We start from the raw sequence: 15,728 nt of genomic DNA, 5'->3' as shown, positions 1-15,728 counted from the left end.
CTTTGCGGCCACCGGGGAGCGCAAGCCCACCGGACGCCACCCGTTCGACCGGCTGTGCGCCGACCACGGGATCGAGCATCGTCTGATCCGGCCGAAACGGCCGCAGACCAACGGAATGGTGGAGCGCTTCAACGGCCGCATCGCCGACTTGCTGCGGACCCGGCGCTTCGGCTCGGGAGAACATCTGAAGGACACCCTCCAGGACTACCAGCGCCTTTACAACCATCAGATCGGGCAGAAAGCGCTGGGGCATCGAACGCCGGTTGAGACACTCAAGGCCTGGCAACAGGAACGCCCCGATTTATTTCGTAAACATGTATACAAACAGCCGGGACCCGACAGCTAAACCGGGAGGTGAGCTCATGGCGACAGGAACCCCGCCGGAAGGGGGCGCTGATTGCGGGAGGGACACCGACAGGCGCGTGTTTTCAGGGGGTTAAGGTAAGGTGGACTCACCGGTAATCGGTGCGGACGGAACGGTTGATCACTCCGTTCGCCGGGCCCCGTCTGGCGGGACTCGTGGCGGAGGACATTGCCGGTCACCTCACCATGGAGGGGCAGATATTGTCGATGCAAGGTCGGCAGCCCGTCAGACGGTCGATGCTATACGGATTCTGTATAACATCGTGAAGCCAGAAGGACGACAGCGCCCGACCGGTCAGCGCAACGGCGGGAGGCCCGGGTAAATCCCTGAAACCCCGGGGCGAGCCGGAACCTGCCGGACCGCGGATCCACGTGGCCTGCACACAAAAAAGGCGCCCGAAGGCGCCTTTTTCACTGCTGCGTGCGGGAATCCGCGCGTCAGTTCACGGCATCGAGATCGGCCGCCAGCGATTCGCGCATGCCTTCGGGCACGGCGTCCACGCGGTGGTTGTAGTTCTCGTGCTCCACGCCGGCGGCGATGGCCGCGCCGGACTTGACCGCCGATACCATCGCCGGCGTCAGCTCGAAGCGCAGGAAGTGCACCGAGGAGGTCTTGTCCTCGGTCTCGCGGTCGAGGTCTTCGTTGGCGATCGGGTAGACCTTATCGTGGCCTTCCACCTGCACCCAGGTCGCACGCTCGATGCCGATCAGCTTCGACAGCTGCACCTTGCGCTCGTCCGCGTCGGGGAATTCGACCATCATGGTCGCCTTCCAGTTGGAGCCGTCCGGGATCAGCGGGTTGTAGGCACCCAGTTCGTCCTCAATGCCCTCGCGGTCGAAGATCTTCTCGACCCGCAGCATCTCCTGGACCTGGTACTGCATGGTCATCCGATCCTCGAAGTGCAGGGTCACCGCCGGGCCGATCTGCAGCACGCGGTGACGCTTGTGCTCCATCACGTCACGACGGAATTTCGGCCGTACCTCGGAATACTGTTCCAGGGAATACAGGTCGTCACGACTCAGCTTGTCCACATTTTCCTCCATTGCCATGTTCTCACCTCCAGGCGCGCCGGGAGCCGCACGCGGGCATCAATGATCGTGATGCTGGCTCTTGTCGGTGTAGTCCTTGTCGGACCACAGGTTGTCCTTGAGTTCGTGATCGAACACCGGATTCCGGCGCCGGATCCACTCCAGGACCATCGCCGCGTGCTCGATCTCCTCGTCGCGATTGTGCGCGAGGATCGCCTTCAGCTCGGGATCCTTGCAGGCGTCCATGCGCTGCTGGTACCAGTCCACCGCCTCGAGCTCTTCCATCAGCGAAACGATGGCGCGATGCATCTCGCGCGATTCGTCGCTGAGTTCCTCGACCGGTTCGTGATAGCTGTCACTGGCCATTCGCTTCCCTCCTGATTGGTGTTACAGCCCGTAGGCCTGACGCAGCAGCGTCAGCGGATGCTCGGGCTGCTTGTCGTCGTCCTTCATGCCGTTCTCGATCATGTGGCCGGCCATCGGGCAGTCACTGGAGAAGTGGTCGGCCTCGGCCTTGGTCACGCGGTTCACGACCGGACGGCAGATCTTGCTGGCCGTCTCGTAGAATTCGCTCTTCACGCCATAGGTACCATCATGCCCGGAACAGCGCTCGACGGTCTCGATCTCGGTGTCCGGCACAAGCTTGAGCAGATCGCGGGTCTTCAGGCCCATGTTCTGCACGCGCAGGTGGCAGGCCGCGTGATAGGCGATCTTGCCCAGCTTTTCGGGGAAGTCGGTGTTCAGCTTGCCGTCCTTGTGGCGCTCCATCAGGTACTCGAACGGGTCGAAGATACGGTCGCGCACCGTGGCCACGTCCTGCTCGTCGGGGAACATCAGCGGCAGTTCCTGCTTGTACATCAGCACGCAGGACGGCACCGGGGCGACGATGTCGTAGCCCTGGTCGATCATCTTCTTCATCGCCGGGATGTTCGCGTCCTTGGAGGCCTCCACGGACTCCAGATCGCCCAGCTCGAGCTTGGGCATGCCACAGCACTGCTCCTTCTCGACCAGCGTGACCTCGATGCCGTTGTGCTCGAAGACCTTGACCAGGTCCTCGACCAGGTGCGGCTCGTTGTAGTTGCCGTAGCAGGTGGCATACAGCGCGACCCGGCCCTGAGTGGTGCCGGCCGGCTCCGGGTTGCTCACCCCGCCGGCCACCTTCGCCACGCGCGAACGGCCCTTGTTCGAGTGATACTCGGGCACCGGGGCGTCCGGGTGCACACCGACGGTCTTGTCCAGCAGCTTGCGCACCGTTGCGTTCTTGTTGGCCGCGTTGACCGCGCCGGCCACCACCGGAATGCCCGCCAGCTTGCCCACCGTGTCGGTACTGGAAAGCAGTTTGTGCGAGGTCTTCGCGCCTTCGTTCTGGAACCGGAATGCCTTGGCCCGCAGCATCAGGTGCGGGAAATCCACGTTCCACTCGTGCGGCGGGACGTAGGGGCACTTGGTCAGGTAGCACAGGTCGCACAGGTAGCAGTGATCCACCACCTGCCAGAAATCTTTCTTGTCGACCCCGTCGACTTCCATGGTCTCGGATTCGTCGACCAGATCGAACAGCGTGGGGAATGAATGACACAGACTGACGCAGCGCCGGCAGCCGTGGCAGATGTCGAAGACGCGCTCGAGCTCGCTGAACAACGATTCCTCGTTGTAGAACTCGGGGTTCTTCCAGTCCAGTGGATGGCGGGTCGGGGCTTCGAGACTGCCTTCACGTTGATGGGTCGGCGCAGACATTCATCCCTCCGGATGTTCTGATTGTTCTGTTCTTGCAGACAAGACGGGGCCGGCTGAACCGGCCCCGCTGCGGGACACGAGCCGCGACGATCAGTCGTCCAGCTGGTCCAGCGCCTTCTGGAAGCGGTTGGCGTGGGACCGCTCCGCCTTGGCCAGGGTTTCGAACCAGTCGGCGACTTCGTCGAAGCCCTCGTCACGCGCGGTCTTGGCCATGCCCGGGTACATGTCGGTGTACTCGTGGGTCTCGCCGGCGACCGCCGTCTTCAGGTTCGCGTCGGTGGAACCGAACTCCAGGCCGGTGGCCGGATCGCCGCAGCTCTCGAGATACTCGAGGTGGCCGTGGGCGTGGCCGGTTTCACCTTCGGCGGTGGAACGGAACACGGTGGCGACGTCGTTGTAGCCTTCCACGTCCGCCTTGGAAGCGAAGTACAGATAGCGACGGTTCGCCATCGATTCGCCGGCAAACGCTTCCTTCAGGGCTTCTTCGGTCTTGCTGCCTTTCAGATCCATGATGTCTCTCCTTCTTCGTATGGGTTCTACACAGACACAGCGAACGAGTGTCGCATCCAGTGCAGACGGTTATTTAGACTCTGTCTAAACCGTAGCGCAAATGTATGCCCTGCCCCCGGGCCTGTCAACCTGCCCCCGTGCTTTTCACGCACGCGCGGATCCGGTTATAGATCCAGCAGGCCGTCGCGCAACTCCTCCGTGCTTTTCACGCACGCGCGGATCCGGTACTTTGGCCGTTTTTGCAGCCGACAATCGCCATGTCCGACGAGACTCCCGATCCCGCACCCGGAACCCCGGCCGACTTCGAAGCCAGCCTGGAGGCCCTGGAGACCCTGGTGGCCCGCATGGAGTCGGGCGAGCTGGGTCTGGAACAGTCGCTGGAAGAGTTCCAGCAGGGCATGCAGCTGGTCGATCGCTGCCAGCGGGCCCTCGACGAGGCCCAGCGGCGCATGGAAGCCCTGACCACCGAAACCTCAACCTCCGGCAATCCGGAAGCCGCCAGCGGGACCCCGCCCGCGACGGATGACGATGCCCCGGTGCCCTTCTGATCCGGACCCGCGGACGCCCGACGTGACAGCCACCACCTCGCCCGAACAGGCCATCCCCGCGTATCAGGAACGCATCGAGGGGGTCCTGGACCGAGCCCTCGATCCGGCCGGCGCGCCCGACGCCCGTCTGATCGAGGCGATGCGCTATGCCACGCTCTCCGGCGGCAAGCGCCTGCGCCCGCTGCTGGTGTATGCCACCGGCGAGGCCCTGGGGGCCCCGCAGGACGCGCTGGATGCCGCAGCCGCGGCGGTGGAGATGATCCACGTCTACTCGCTCATCCACGACGACCTTCCGGCGATGGATGACGACGATCTGCGGCGCGGGCGCCCGACCTGTCATCGGGCCTATGACGAAGCCACCGCGATCCTCGCCGGCGACGCCCTGCAGGCGCAGGCCTTTGTCACGCTGTCGAGCGGGACGGCGGCACTGCCGGCCGGGCGCGCCCCGGTCATGCTGCAGGAACTCGCCCGCGCCGCCGGCCTGCAGGGCATGGCCGGGGGCCAGGCCATCGATCTGGGAGCCTGCGGCGGGCGCCTGGATCTGCCGGGTCTGGAAGGCATGCACCGGCTGAAAACCGGCGCCCTGATCCGCGCCTCGGTTCGCCTGGGCGGGCTGGCCGGCGGCGCCGACGACGCCCTGCTGACGCGCCTGACCGACTACGCCGAATGTATCGGCCTGGCCTTCCAGATCCGCGACGACATCCTGGACGTCGAGGGCGACCCGGAGACCCTGGGCAAGGCCTGCGGAGCGGATGCGCGCCTGGACAAGTCGACCTTCCCCGCGCTGATGGGCCTGGAAGCCTCGCGCGAACGCGCGGTGGCGCTGGTCGACCAGGCACTCGAGGCGCTGCAACCCCTGGATGCGGAGGCCGATTTGCTTCGCCATCTCGCGCGCTACATTGTCGACCGCATCCACTGAGCCGGTGCCCTCCGCGATGCAAGCCACCCCCCTCCTCGATGCCATCGAGTGGCCATCCGATCTGCGCGCCCGACCGGGCGCCGAACTGCCGGAGATTGCCCGGGAGCTGCGCACCTTTCTGATCGACAGTGTCTCGCGCACCGGCGGACATCTGGCCGCCAACCTCGGGACGGTGGAACTGGCGATCGCCCTGCACTACGCCTTTGATACCCCGGACGACCGGATCGTCTGGGACGTGGGGCACCAGGCCTATGCGCACAAGATCCTGACCGGACGGCGCGAGGCCATGGCGACCCTGCGCCAGCACGGCGGACTGGCGGGCTTCCCCAAGCGCGCGGAGAGCGAATACGACGCCTTCGGCGCCGGGCATTCCAGCACCTCCATCAGCGCCGCCGCGGGCATGGCCCTGGCCGCCCGCCACGCAGGCCTCGACCGGCGCCACGTGGCGGTGATCGGCGACGGCGCGATGACCGCCGGGATGGCCTTCGAGGCGCTCAACCACATCGGCGAGCTGGACTGCAACCTGCTGGTCATCCTCAACGACAACGACATGTCCATCTCGCCCAACGTGGGCGCGATGAACCAGTACTTCACCCGGCTGCTGTCGGGGCGCCTGTACAGTTCGATGCGCGAGGGCTCCAAGCGCATGCTGGAGTTCGTGCCGCCGATGAAGGCGTTCGCCCAGCGCGCCGAAGAGCACATGAAGGGCATGCTGGTGCCCGGCACCCTGTTCGAGGAACTGGGCTTTCGCTATTTCGGGCCGGTCGACGGTCACGATGTCAGCGGTCTGGCCGGCATCCTCAAGAACCTGCGCGGCGGACACGGACCGCAGCTGCTGCACGTCGTCACCCGCAAGGGCCAGGGCTATGCCCCGGCCGAAGAGGACCCCTGCCGCTATCACGGCGTGTCCAAGTTCGAACCGGAGAACGGTCTCGCCCCCTCCGGTCCGAAGGCACCGACCTACACCGACGTCTTCAGCCAGTGGCTGTGCGACCAGGCGGCGGCCGACAAGCGCCTGCTGGGCATCACCCCGGCGATGCGCGAGGGCTCGGGCCTGGTCGCCTTCTCCGAACAGTACCCGCAGCGCTACTTCGACGTGGGCATCGCCGAGCAGCACGCAGTGACCCTGGCGGCCGGCATGGCCTGCGAGGGCCAGCACCCGGTGGTTGCGATCTACTCGACCTTCCTGCAGCGGGCCATGGACCAGGTCATCCATGATGTCGCCCTGCAGGATCTGCCGGTGCTGTTCGCCATCGACCGGGCCGGCATCGTCGGCGCCGACGGCCCCACCCATGCCGGCACCTTCGACATCGCCCTGCTGCGCAGCGTACCCAACCTGCTGCTGATGGCCCCGGCCGACGAGGCCGAGTGCCGCCGCATGCTGGCGACCGGCTTTGCCTGGAACGGTCCGGCCGCGGTGCGCTATCCGCGCGGCAGCGGCCCGGGCACGGAGCCGGGCGACCGTCTGGATCCGCTGCCGGTGGGCGAGGCCGAGATCCGTCGCGAGGCGGGCGCGGACGGTGCGGGGGAACGCATCGCCATCCTGTCCTTCGGCGCCCTGCTGGATACGGCGCTGGAGGCCGGCGAAGCCCTGGATGCGACGGTCGTCAACATGCGCTTCGTCAAGCCGCTGGATACCGCCTGCCTGGCCCGCCTGGCGGCGGAACACGACCGCCTGGTGACGCTGGAGGATCATGCCCGCGCCGGCGGCGCCGGCAGCGCGGTCCTGGAGTGGCTGTCGGCGGAGGGGCTGGACATCCCCTGCCAGACCCTCGGCATCCCCGACCGCTTCACCGAACACGGGCCGCGCGAGACCATCCTCGCCGAATGCGGTCTCGATACCGCCGGCGTGCTGGCAGCGATTCGCCACGCGGCCGGGCAGGAGAATTGCGCCGCACCGGGCGGCCGGCTAGGCTTTGCAGGCTGACAGCCATCTCCCGGCCCGCCGGCCGACCGCTTCCGGAATCCGAACATGAGTGCCCGCTATACCCTGCGCGTCCTGACCGACTTCGCCTCCGCGCACACCCTGCGCGATTACCCGGGGCAGTGCGCGAACATGCACGGCCACAACTGGAAGGTGGAAGCCGAGGTCGAGGCCGAAACCCTGGACGACACCGGAATGGCGGTGGATTTCAAGGTGGTCAAGAGCGCCGCACGCGAGATCGCCGGGCAGCTGGATCATCGTTACCTCAACGACGTGCCGCCGTTCGACACCGTCAATCCCACCGCGGAGAACATCGCCCGCTGGTTCTTCCGCGAGCTGGCGGAACGCCTGAACCGCCCGGGGCTGCGCGTCAGCGCCCTTACCCTGTGGGAGACCGACCGCGCCTGCGTGCGCTACACCGAGGACGGCTAGTCAGACACCGCACTCGCTCCACCAACCCCTGCGCCACCTACAGGTTGTTGGAAGCGTAATCCGCCAGCCGCGAACGCTCGCCGCGGGTGAGCGTGATGTGCCCGCTGTGCGTCCATTCACGGAAGCGGTCCACCACGTAGGTCAGCCCCGAGGTGGTCTCGGTGAGATACGGGGTGTCGATCTGCGCGATGTTGCCGAGCGCGACGATCTTGGTCCCCGGCCCGGCACGGGTGATCAGCGTCTTCATCTGCTTGCTGGTGAGGTTCTGCGCCTCGTCCAGGATGATGTAGCGGCTGAGGAAGGTACGCCCGCGCATGAAGTTGAGCGAGCGAATCTTGATGCGGCTGGTCAGGATGTCCCCGCTGGCCGCCCGGCCCCATTCCCCGGCCCCTTCGGTGTTGCCGCCGAGGACCTCGAGATTGTCCATCAGGGCCCCCATCCAGGGGGTCATCTTCTCCTCTTCGGTACCCGGCAGGAAGCCGATGTCCTCGCCCACCGGCACCGTCACCCGAGTCATGATGATTTCCTTGTAGGTCCCGTCCTCGAGCGTCTGCGCCAGGCCGGCCGCCAGGGTCAGCAGGGTCTTGCCCGTCCCCGCCGCTCCCACCAGCGAGACGAAATCGACCTCCGGATCCATCAGCAGGTTCAGCGCCAGGTTCTGCTCGCGGTTGCGGGCATTGATGCCCCAGACGGTGTGCCGGGGATTCATGTAGTCGTCCACCAGCTCGATCACGGCGCTCTCGGCCGGCCGATCCACCTCCAGCACGATGGCACTCAGGGGCTGCTCGCCCTCGCGATAGACGAACTGGTTGGGATGCCATTCCGCAACCAGCGGCCCCTTCACCCGGTAATAGGTCCGGCCGGCCTCCTGCCAGGAATCCATCGCCGCGCCGTGGGTGTCCCAGAAGTCCCCGGGCAGCTCCTGCATCCCCGAGTACAACAGAGAAACGTCATCCAGCACCTGGTCGTTGTGATAATCCTCCGCATGCAGGCCGATCACCGCAGCCTTGATGCGCAGGTTGATGTCCTTGGACACCAGGGTCACCCGGACATCCGGGAGCTCCTCTTCCAGCGCCCGTGCGGTGCTGAGGATATCGTTGTCGGCCGAAGAGCCCGGCAGCGACTCGGGCAAATGCGAATTCAGGCTGCGGGTCTGGAAAAACAGCCGGCCATGGCCGCCGAGATCCGAGTCCTCCAGCGACGTCGCCGTCAGCGAAAGCCCGGCGACAATCGCCTCGTGGGTAGCCCCGGTCATCAGCTCGTCGATGAACCGGCTCACCTGACGCACGTTGCGCGCCACCTCGGAGATCCCCTTCTTGCCCCGGTCCAGCTCTTCCAGGACCACCATCGGCAGGAAGATGTCGTGTTCCTTGAAACGGAACAGCGCGGTGGGGTCGTGCATCAGGACGTTGGTGTCCAGCACGAACAGATGACGGCCGGGTTCGCGGTCTTCGATCATCGGGCCTCCGGGGCGCAGGGGCAGGGGCAGAAACGCGCTCGATGTCAGCCCGAGAGTTCACGCACCGCGGCGAGCACCTCGTCCACGTGGCCGGGGACTTTCACCTTGCGCCATTCCCGGCGCAGCACGCCGTCCGCGTCGATCAGGAACGTGGAGCGCTCGATGCCGCGCACCTGCTTGCCGTACATGTTCTTCATGCCAATGACGTCGAAGGCCTCGCACAGGCGCTCGTCCGCATCGCTGAGCAGGTCGAACGGCAGCTCCTGCTTGCTGCGGAAATTCTCGTGGCTCTTCACGCTGTCGCGCGAGCACCCGAGGATCACCGCCCCCGCTGCCTCGAAATCGGCCAGGCGCTCGGCAAAGTCACGGCTCTCGTTGGTGCACCCCGGCGTGTTGTCCTTGGGATAGAAATACAGGACCACCATGCGCCCGCGGAAATCCTCCAGCGCCAGCTCCTGGTCGCCGGTGGCCGGCAGGCGGATATCGGCGGGTACGGGCTGATCGATCGCAACCGTCATTCTCGTGTCTCCGGTCGGGGACGGGGCGGCATTCAGGCCTTGATCGGCTCCAGCACCCCGTCGAGATTGAGTTCGTCGCAGAAGTCCATGAATTCGCCCCGCAGCGTCGCCAGATGCTGCGCGGCCGGGATGTCGATCACGATGTTCGCCGCGAACATGCGGGCGCCCGTCTGCTGCGCCGTGTAGACGCGACTTTGTACATCCCGCAGGTTGACGCCCCGCGTGGCGAAGAAGTTCGCCAGGCCGTGCAGCAGCCCCGGGGCATCCAGGGCGATGACGTCCACGGCATAGGCCATGGCGGCCTCACCCGCCTCTGCCAGCGGCCCGCGACGCGCGGTCACCACCAGCCCGCTCTCGCGTTCCAGACGTTCCAGCCGCCCTTCCAGGGTCGCCAGGGTCTTCCAGTTTCCGCTGGCGGTCACCGCCATGCAGGCATAGCCGGAAAGCACCACCATACGACTGGCTTCCAGATTGCAACCGGATTCGGCAACGTGCTGGGTCACCTGAGTCACCAGGCCCGGCCGGTCCGGCCCCAGCAGGCTCAGCACCAGTTCGGTGTGCGTACCGGCCCCGACGACCTCAGCCACGGGCCAGGCCTCCTGCAACCGGCGAGCAGGATGGCGAACGGCAATGGCGCATCGCGTGGATCATGATGCCGGAACATATCACCTCCCCGGGTACAGGCCAACGCGGCGCTTTCTTGAATGCCCTGTCAGTCCCCCGTTAGACTGCACCATTACTTGTCCTGGAGGGGGCGATGTTTCAAGGCAGCATGGTCGCGCTCGCGACCCCGATGCACGCCGATGGCAGCCTGGACTGGCCAGCGCTGGATCGGCTGCTGGAATTCCATGTCGAGTCGGGTACCGACGCCATCGTCGCCGTGGGCACCACCGGCGAATCGGCCACCCTCGATTTCGACGAACACTGCGAGGCCATCGCGCACGTCGTGCGCACCATCGATGGCCGCCTCCCGGTCATTGCCGGAACCGGAGCCAACTCCACCCGCGAGGCCATCGCCCTGACCCGGTGCGCCAAGGACGCCGGCGCCGACGCCTGCCTGCTGGTCGCCCCTTACTACAACAAGCCCACCCAGGAAGGCCTGTATCTGCATCACAAGGCCATCGCCGAGGCGGTGGACATCCCGCAGATCCTGTACAACGTGCCCGGTCGGACGGCGGTCGACATCCTGCCCGAAACGGTCGAACGCCTTGCCGGGGTGCCCAACATCGTGGGCATCAAGGAAGCCACCGGAAGCAACGAGCGCACCGCCGAACTGGTCGAACGCGTCGGCAGCCGCCTGGACCTGTTCAGCGGCGAGGATGCCAACGGACTTGCCTTCATGCTGGCCGGTGGCCACGGCGTCATCTCGGTCACGGCGAACGTCGCGCCGCGTCTGATGTCGGAGATGTGCCGAGCGGTACGCGAAGGCGATGCCGAACGAGCCCGCGAGATCAACCGCCAGCTGGACGGGCTGCACTCAGCCCTGTTCCTGGAAGCCAACCCGATCCCGGTCAAATGGGCGCTGCAGCAGATGGGCATGATGGAAGAAGGCATCCGCCTCCCGCTGACACCGCTTTCGGCTCCGTTTCACGCCCCGGTTCTGGACGCCATGCGCCAGGCCGGCATCGAGGTATGAACCGTTCATGACCCGTTTTTCGTCCTTTTCCGCTCGTACTACCGTACGCGCTTACCTGCCCGCGGCGCTGCCGCTGGCCGTCGCCCTTGCCCTGGGTACCGCCGGCTGCGCCGGTACCGATGACGGTGGCCCGGTTTATCAGGAATCCCGTCAGGCCCCTGACCTCGAGGTTCCGCCCGAGCTCAGCGCCCCCGACAGCCGCGACGGCTACCGCGTCCCCGACGCCCCGGGGGAACGCGTCAGCGCCCGCGAGATGCAGCAGCCCGATACTCGACAGACCGGCACACCGGGTGGAACGGGCGCCCTGGCGCCGCGCGCCGGCGAGGTCCAGGTGCTGCCCGAAGACAGCGACGTACAGATCTGGCGTGACGGCGATACGCGCTGGCTGACGGTCGATACCGACCCGGACGACCTGTGGAATCGCCTGGCCGCGTTCTGGGACAGCCAGAACCTGCCGCTGGAACGCAACGAACCGGAAGTCGGCATCATGGAAACCCAGTGGGCCGAAGACCGCGCCGGTATCCCGTTCAGCGGCAGCCGCGGCTTCATCGCCCGGACCATTGGCGGTCTCTACGACTCGAACACCCGTGACCGGTACCGCCTGCGCGTGGAACGCGAGGAAGACGGTCGCACCGCGGTCTACATCACCCATCGCGGGGCCGAAGAACAGCCCGTGGGCGAAGAACGCTTCCTCTGGGTTTCCCGCCCCTCCGATCCGGAGCTGGAGGCGGAAATGCTCAATCGCCTGCGCCTGTTCCTGCTCACCGGCGACCCCGGCGAAGGCGGTCAGCGCGCCGACGAATCCGAGGTCCAGCGGGTGCCGGGCGCACGCATCGAGAATGTCGGCGACGAACTGGTTCTTCGCTTTGACAGCGACGCGGACCAGGTATGGCGGCACCTCGGCACGCGTCTCGACCGTTCCGGCCTCCTGGTCGACGAACGCGACCGCCGCAGCGGGGTGCACGAAGTCACCTATCGCCCGGACAGCGCCGACGAAGACGAAGGTGGCTTCTTCAGCCGCCTGTTCGGTCGCGGTGACCGCCGCGCAGACACGCGCTACCGGATCGAACTCTCCGCGGACAACGGCCAGTCCCTCCTGCGTGCACGGAACATCGACGGCGAACCGCTGGACGAGGACGACACCCGGTTCCTCCTCGAAAGGATCGAGGAAGGATTTCGCCGCTGATCGCCAAGCACCGGCACTGTCGGCATGCTTCGATACTGTTCCCTTGGAAGCGGGAGCGGCGGAAACGCACTGGTCGTGCGCGCCCGCCACACCTGCATCATGATCGACTGCGGCTTCTCCGCTCAGGAGGCCGAACGTCGGCTCGCGCGCGCAGGCCTGCAGCCCGACCAGCTGAACGCACTCCTGATCACGCACGAGCACGGTGACCATATCGGTGCCGCCGGCGCGTTCTCCCGACGCCACGGGATCCCCGTATACGCTTCCCACGGCACCATCCGTGCCGCCCGTGACAATCGCTTCCCCAGCACCCTGGAAATCACCAGCGACTCGCCGATCGAGATCCGCGACCTGCGGGTGATTCCGTTCACCGTCCCGCATGACTCGCGGGAACCCACGCAGTTCACGTTGTCCGACGGCGACCGCGAGCTGGCACTAATGACCGATGCCGGCCATGTCACGCCTCACATGGTCGCGATCGCCGCCCGGGTCGACGGACTCCTGCTCGAATGCAACCACGAGCCGGATATGCTCCAGGCCGGCCCGTATCCCGAGCGCCTCAAGGAGCGCATTCGCGGAGGATGGGGCCACCTCCCCAACCACGCGGCGCGTGACCTGCTGCGACGGGCCGATAACCGAAAGCTGCGTTCGCTCATCGGGATGCATCTGTCGACCGACAACAACCATCCCGACCACGCCCGGAAAGCACTCGCAGACGGAGTGGGCGCGGCCCCGGCCGAGATGGAACTCGCCACTCAGGAAGAAGGGTTCAGCTGGCGCGAGCTCTAGGGAATAGCCACAGAAACGCAGCCCGCTGGCTGCCAGAGTCTACTTCCGCGATTCGCGGAGGAAATACAGCCCGCCAAGGATCATCACCACACCCACAACGGTCGCGAACCACCCGCCAAATCCTCCATCCTCACGGGGGGCGATTGGCGAGAAATGGACCTGCTGCCCCAGCAGCGCATACGCGCCCACGGCAATAAGCACCAGGCCCACAACCACCAGGCCACCATCCGTCCGCTTGTTCGCCACAGCTACCTCCCGCCGGACGACCGGCGTCACACGAACACACAATCAGGCACAAAAAAAGCCCGACCCCTCGGAAGAGGGATCGGGCTTTCGGTGTAAATGCCTGGCGGTGACCTACTCTCACGAGGGGAGGCCCCTAACTACCATCGGCGCAGAGCAGTTTCACTTCCGAGTTCGGGATGGGATCGGGTGGTTCCTGCTCGCTATAGCCGCCAGGCAAACTGGCTGGACAGCGCTCACTGTCCAAATTCGGAATGCAACTAGGTGATGTGTCAGAAGAGACCAACAACCATTTGGGTGTTATATGGTCAAGCCGCACGGGCAATTAGTACTGGTTAGCTTCACGCGTTACCGCGCTTCCACACCCAGCCTATCAACGTTGTCGTCTTCAACGGCCCTTCAGGGAGCTCGAAGCTCCAGGGAGATCTCATCTCCAGGTGGGTTTCCCGCTTAGATGCTTTCAGCGGTTATCCCTTCCGCACTTAGCTACCCGGCAATGCCACTGGCGTGACAACCGGAACACCAGAGGTGCGTCCATCCCGGTCCTCTCGTACTAGGGACAGATCCTGTCAAATCTCCGACGCCCACGGCAGATAGGGACCGAACTGTCTCACGACGTTCTAAACCCAGCTCGCGTACCACTTTAAATGGCGAACAGCCATACCCTTGGGACCTGCTTCAGCCCCAGGATGTGATGAGCCGACATCGAGGTGCCAAACACTGCCGTCGATATGGACTCTTGGGCAGTATCAGCCTGTTATCCCCGGAGTACCTTTTATCCGTTGAGCGATGGCCCTTCCATACAGAACCACCGGATCACTAAGACCTGCTTTCGCACCTGCTCGACGTGTCTGTCTCGCAGTCAAGCACCCTTATGCCTTTGCACTCGTCGCGCGATTTCCGACCGCGCTGAGGGTACCTTCGCACTCCTCCGTTACTCTTTGGGAGGAGACCGCCCCAGTCAAACTACCCACCACACACGGTCCTCGACCCGGATAACGGGCCTGAGTTAGAACTCCAAACTTGCAAGGGTGGTATTTCAAGGATGGCTCCACCGAGACTGGCGTCCCGGTTTCAAAGCCTCCCACCTATCCTACACAAACAAGCTCAAAGTTCAGTGTGAAGCTGTAGTAAAGGTTCACGGGGTCTTTCCGTCTGGCCGCGGGTACACAGCATCTTCACTGCGATTTCAATTTCACTGAGTCTCGGGTGGAGACAGCGCCGCCATCGTTACGCCATTCGTGCAGGTCGGAACTTACCCGACAAGGAATTTCGCTACCTTAGGACCGTTATAGTTACGGCCGCCGTTTACCGGGGCTTCGATCAAGGGCTTCGCCGAAGCTAACCCCATCAATTAACCTTCCGGCACCGGGCAGGCGTCACACCCTATACGTCCTCTTTCGAGTTAGCAGAGTGCTGTGTTTTTAGTAAACAGTCGCAGCGGCCTGGTCTCTGCGACCTCGAACAGCTCGGGGAGCGAGTCCCGTCACCATCCGAGGCGTACCTTCTCCCGAAGTTACGGTACCATTTTGCCTAGTTCCTTCACCCGAGTTTCCTCAAGCGCCTTGGGATTCTCACCCTGCCCACCTGTGTCGGTTTGGAGTACGGTCTCACGTTAACTGAAGCTTAGAGGCTTTTCCTGGAAGCAGGGCATCAGTGACTTCGCTCCCTTGGGAGCTCGTCATCACATCTCAGGATATGTACCCCCGGATTTGCCTAGGAGTACTCCCTACATGCTTGAACCGGGCACCAACAGCCGGATCACTTAGCCTTCTCCGTCCCCCCATCGCATTAACGCGAGGTACAGGAATATTAACCTGTTTCCCATCGACTACGCATTTCTGCCTCGCCTTAGGGGCCGACTAACCCTGCGCCGATTAACGTTGCGCAGGAAACCTTGGGCTTTCGGCGGATGGGTTTTTCACCCATCTTATCGTTACTCATGTCAGCATTCGCACTTCTGATACCTCCAGCATGCCTCTCGACACACCTTCGCAGGCTTACAGAACGCTCCTCTACCACCTGCAAAGCAGGTCCGCAGCTTCGGTACATGGCTTTAGCCCCGTTAAATCTTCCGCGCAGGCCGACTCGACCAGTGAGCTATTACGCTTTCTTTAAAGGATGGCTGCTTCTAAGCCAACCTCCTGGCTGTCTCTGCCTTCCCACATCGTTTCCCACTGAGCCATGATTTGGGGACCTTAGCTGGCGGTCTGGGTTGTTTCCCTTTCCACGACGGACGTTAGCACCCGCCGTGTGTCTCCCATGCTCGCACTTTCCGGTATTCGGAGTTTGCAATGGTTTGGTAAGCCGGGATGGCCCCCTAGCCATAACAGTGCTCTACCCCCGGAAGTGATACATGAGGCGCTACCTAAATAGCTTTCGAGGAGAACCAGCTATCTCCGAGCTTGATTAGCCTTTCACTCCGATCCACAGCTCATCCC

At 64.6% G+C, this 15,728-nt stretch carries 16 protein-coding genes and 2 rRNA genes (1 of these 18 cut by a window edge); 8 read left to right on the top strand and 10 right to left on the bottom strand.

Annotation, left to right across the window (positions count from 1 at the left end; genetic code table 11):
- On the top strand, positions 1 to 346 hold a 346-nt coding region (locus tag G020_RS0111615; RefSeq protein WP_024329681.1), incomplete at its 5' end, for an integrase core domain-containing protein.
- 455 nt (positions 347 to 801) lie between these two features.
- Here the strand turns inward: G020_RS0111615 and G020_RS0111610 are convergent.
- The 4 genes from G020_RS0111610 to G020_RS0111595 all read right to left on the bottom strand — a co-directional run bounded on the left by G020_RS0111610 (position 802) and on the right by G020_RS0111595 (position 3,636).
- On the bottom strand, positions 802 to 1,413 hold the full coding sequence (locus tag G020_RS0111610) for a DUF3501 family protein (RefSeq protein ID WP_024329680.1): 612 nt from the start codon (positions 1,411 to 1,413) through the stop codon (positions 802 to 804).
- A gap of 39 nt (positions 1,414 to 1,452) precedes the next feature.
- Positions 1,453 to 1,758, bottom strand: a complete 306-nt coding sequence (locus G020_RS0111605) for an encapsulin-associated ferritin-like protein (RefSeq protein ID WP_018870613.1) — start codon at positions 1,756 to 1,758, stop codon at positions 1,453 to 1,455.
- Positions 1,759 to 1,779: 21 nt separating this feature from the next.
- Entirely contained in the window at positions 1,780 to 3,126 is a 1,347-nt protein-coding gene (locus G020_RS0111600) for a heterodisulfide reductase-related iron-sulfur binding cluster (protein ID WP_024329679.1), read from the bottom strand.
- Positions 3,127 to 3,216: 90 nt separating this feature from the next.
- Positions 3,217 to 3,636, bottom strand: coding sequence for a rubrerythrin family protein (locus G020_RS0111595; protein ID WP_018946582.1), 420 nt, complete (start codon positions 3,634 to 3,636; stop codon positions 3,217 to 3,219).
- Between the two features lie 257 nt (positions 3,637 to 3,893).
- On the opposite strand from G020_RS0111595, the gene xseB reads away from it, so the two are divergent.
- Genes xseB through queD form a run of 4 tightly spaced genes read left to right on the top strand, consistent with a single transcriptional unit; the run spans position 3,894 to position 7,459 of the window.
- Entirely contained in the window at positions 3,894 to 4,184 is a 291-nt protein-coding gene (gene xseB / locus G020_RS0111590; RefSeq protein ID WP_024329678.1) for an exodeoxyribonuclease VII small subunit, read from the top strand.
- A 22-nt stretch (positions 4,185 to 4,206) separates the two neighbouring features.
- On the top strand, positions 4,207 to 5,103 hold the full coding sequence (ispA, locus tag G020_RS0111585; protein ID WP_018946583.1) for a (2E,6E)-farnesyl diphosphate synthase: 897 nt from the start codon (positions 4,207 to 4,209) through the stop codon (positions 5,101 to 5,103).
- Positions 5,104 to 5,119: 16 nt separating this feature from the next.
- Entirely contained in the window at positions 5,120 to 7,030 is a 1,911-nt protein-coding gene (dxs, locus tag G020_RS0111580; protein WP_024329677.1) for a 1-deoxy-D-xylulose-5-phosphate synthase, read from the top strand.
- A gap of 45 nt (positions 7,031 to 7,075) precedes the next feature.
- Positions 7,076 to 7,459, top strand: coding sequence for a 6-carboxytetrahydropterin synthase QueD (gene queD, locus G020_RS0111575; RefSeq protein WP_024329676.1), 384 nt, complete (start codon positions 7,076 to 7,078; stop codon positions 7,457 to 7,459).
- 37 nt (positions 7,460 to 7,496) lie between these two features.
- Here queD and G020_RS0111570 read toward each other — a convergent pair whose 3' ends face one another.
- Genes G020_RS0111570 through G020_RS0111560 form a run of 3 tightly spaced genes read right to left on the bottom strand, consistent with a single transcriptional unit; the run spans position 7,497 to position 10,023 of the window.
- Positions 7,497 to 8,918, bottom strand: coding sequence for a PhoH family protein (locus G020_RS0111570; RefSeq protein WP_024329675.1), 1,422 nt, complete (start codon positions 8,916 to 8,918; stop codon positions 7,497 to 7,499).
- Between the two features lie 44 nt (positions 8,919 to 8,962).
- Entirely contained in the window at positions 8,963 to 9,436 is a 474-nt protein-coding gene (locus G020_RS0111565; RefSeq protein WP_019590804.1) for a peroxiredoxin, read from the bottom strand.
- A gap of 32 nt (positions 9,437 to 9,468) precedes the next feature.
- Entirely contained in the window at positions 9,469 to 10,023 is a 555-nt protein-coding gene (locus tag G020_RS0111560; protein WP_018946588.1) for a glycine cleavage system protein R, read from the bottom strand.
- Positions 10,024 to 10,193: 170 nt separating this feature from the next.
- Between G020_RS0111560 and dapA the strand changes: the two genes are divergently transcribed.
- Genes dapA through G020_RS0111545 form a run of 3 tightly spaced genes read left to right on the top strand, consistent with a single transcriptional unit; the run spans position 10,194 to position 13,044 of the window.
- Positions 10,194 to 11,072: a 4-hydroxy-tetrahydrodipicolinate synthase gene (dapA, locus tag G020_RS0111555; RefSeq protein ID WP_024329674.1), complete on the top strand. Its 879-nt coding sequence runs from the start codon at positions 10,194 to 10,196 to the stop codon at positions 11,070 to 11,072.
- A 7-nt stretch (positions 11,073 to 11,079) separates the two neighbouring features.
- Complete coding sequence (gene bamC / locus G020_RS0111550; protein WP_024329673.1) at positions 11,080 to 12,258, top strand: outer membrane protein assembly factor BamC; 1,179 nt, start codon at positions 11,080 to 11,082, stop codon at positions 12,256 to 12,258.
- Between the two features lie 24 nt (positions 12,259 to 12,282).
- A complete protein-coding gene (locus G020_RS0111545) occupies positions 12,283 to 13,044 on the top strand; it encodes an MBL fold metallo-hydrolase (RefSeq protein WP_024329672.1) in 762 nt (253 codons plus the stop codon).
- A gap of 39 nt (positions 13,045 to 13,083) precedes the next feature.
- Here G020_RS0111545 and G020_RS0111540 read toward each other — a convergent pair whose 3' ends face one another.
- The 3 genes from G020_RS0111540 to G020_RS0111530 all read right to left on the bottom strand — a co-directional run.
- Positions 13,084 to 13,290, bottom strand: a complete 207-nt coding sequence (locus tag G020_RS0111540) for a hypothetical protein (protein WP_018870626.1) — start codon at positions 13,288 to 13,290, stop codon at positions 13,084 to 13,086.
- 98 nt (positions 13,291 to 13,388) lie between these two features.
- Positions 13,389 to 13,504, bottom strand: a 5S ribosomal RNA gene (rrf, locus tag G020_RS0111535).
- A gap of 87 nt (positions 13,505 to 13,591) precedes the next feature.
- Positions 13,592 to 15,728, bottom strand: a 23S ribosomal RNA gene (locus tag G020_RS0111530); it runs 742 nt beyond the window's last position.

It is taken from the genome of Thioalkalivibrio sp. ALR17-21 (assembly GCF_000420185.1).
GTDB classification, from domain to species: Bacteria; Pseudomonadota; Gammaproteobacteria; order Ectothiorhodospirales; family Ectothiorhodospiraceae; genus Thioalkalivibrio; species Thioalkalivibrio halophilus.
This window is presented reverse-complemented; position numbering and strand designations above follow the sequence as displayed.

Bases quoted from the DNA above. Each gene is read 5' to 3' on its own strand.
- G020_RS0111610 (WP_024329680.1), bottom strand. From the start codon at position 1,413: ATGGCAATGGAGGAAAATGTGGACAAGCTGAGTCGTGACGACCTGTAT.
- G020_RS0111605 (WP_018870613.1), bottom strand. From the start codon at position 1,758: ATGGCCAGTGACAGCTATCACGAACCGGTCGAGGAACTCAGCGACGAA.
- G020_RS0111600 (WP_024329679.1), bottom strand. From the start codon at position 3,126: ATGTCTGCGCCGACCCATCAACGTGAAGGCAGTCTCGAAGCCCCGACC.
- G020_RS0111595 (WP_018946582.1), bottom strand. From the start codon at position 3,636: ATGGATCTGAAAGGCAGCAAGACCGAAGAAGCCCTGAAGGAAGCGTTT.
- xseB (WP_024329678.1), top strand. From the start codon at position 3,894: ATGTCCGACGAGACTCCCGATCCCGCACCCGGAACCCCGGCCGACTTC.
- dxs (WP_024329677.1), top strand. From the start codon at position 5,120: ATGCAAGCCACCCCCCTCCTCGATGCCATCGAGTGGCCATCCGATCTG.
- queD (WP_024329676.1), top strand. From the start codon at position 7,076: ATGAGTGCCCGCTATACCCTGCGCGTCCTGACCGACTTCGCCTCCGCG.
- G020_RS0111570 (WP_024329675.1), bottom strand. From the start codon at position 8,918: ATGATCGAAGACCGCGAACCCGGCCGTCATCTGTTCGTGCTGGACACC.
- G020_RS0111565 (WP_019590804.1), bottom strand. From the start codon at position 9,436: ATGACGGTTGCGATCGATCAGCCCGTACCCGCCGATATCCGCCTGCCG.
- dapA (WP_024329674.1), top strand. From the start codon at position 10,194: ATGTTTCAAGGCAGCATGGTCGCGCTCGCGACCCCGATGCACGCCGAT.
- bamC (WP_024329673.1), top strand. From the start codon at position 11,080: ATGACCCGTTTTTCGTCCTTTTCCGCTCGTACTACCGTACGCGCTTAC.
- G020_RS0111545 (WP_024329672.1), top strand. From the start codon at position 12,283: ATGCTTCGATACTGTTCCCTTGGAAGCGGGAGCGGCGGAAACGCACTG.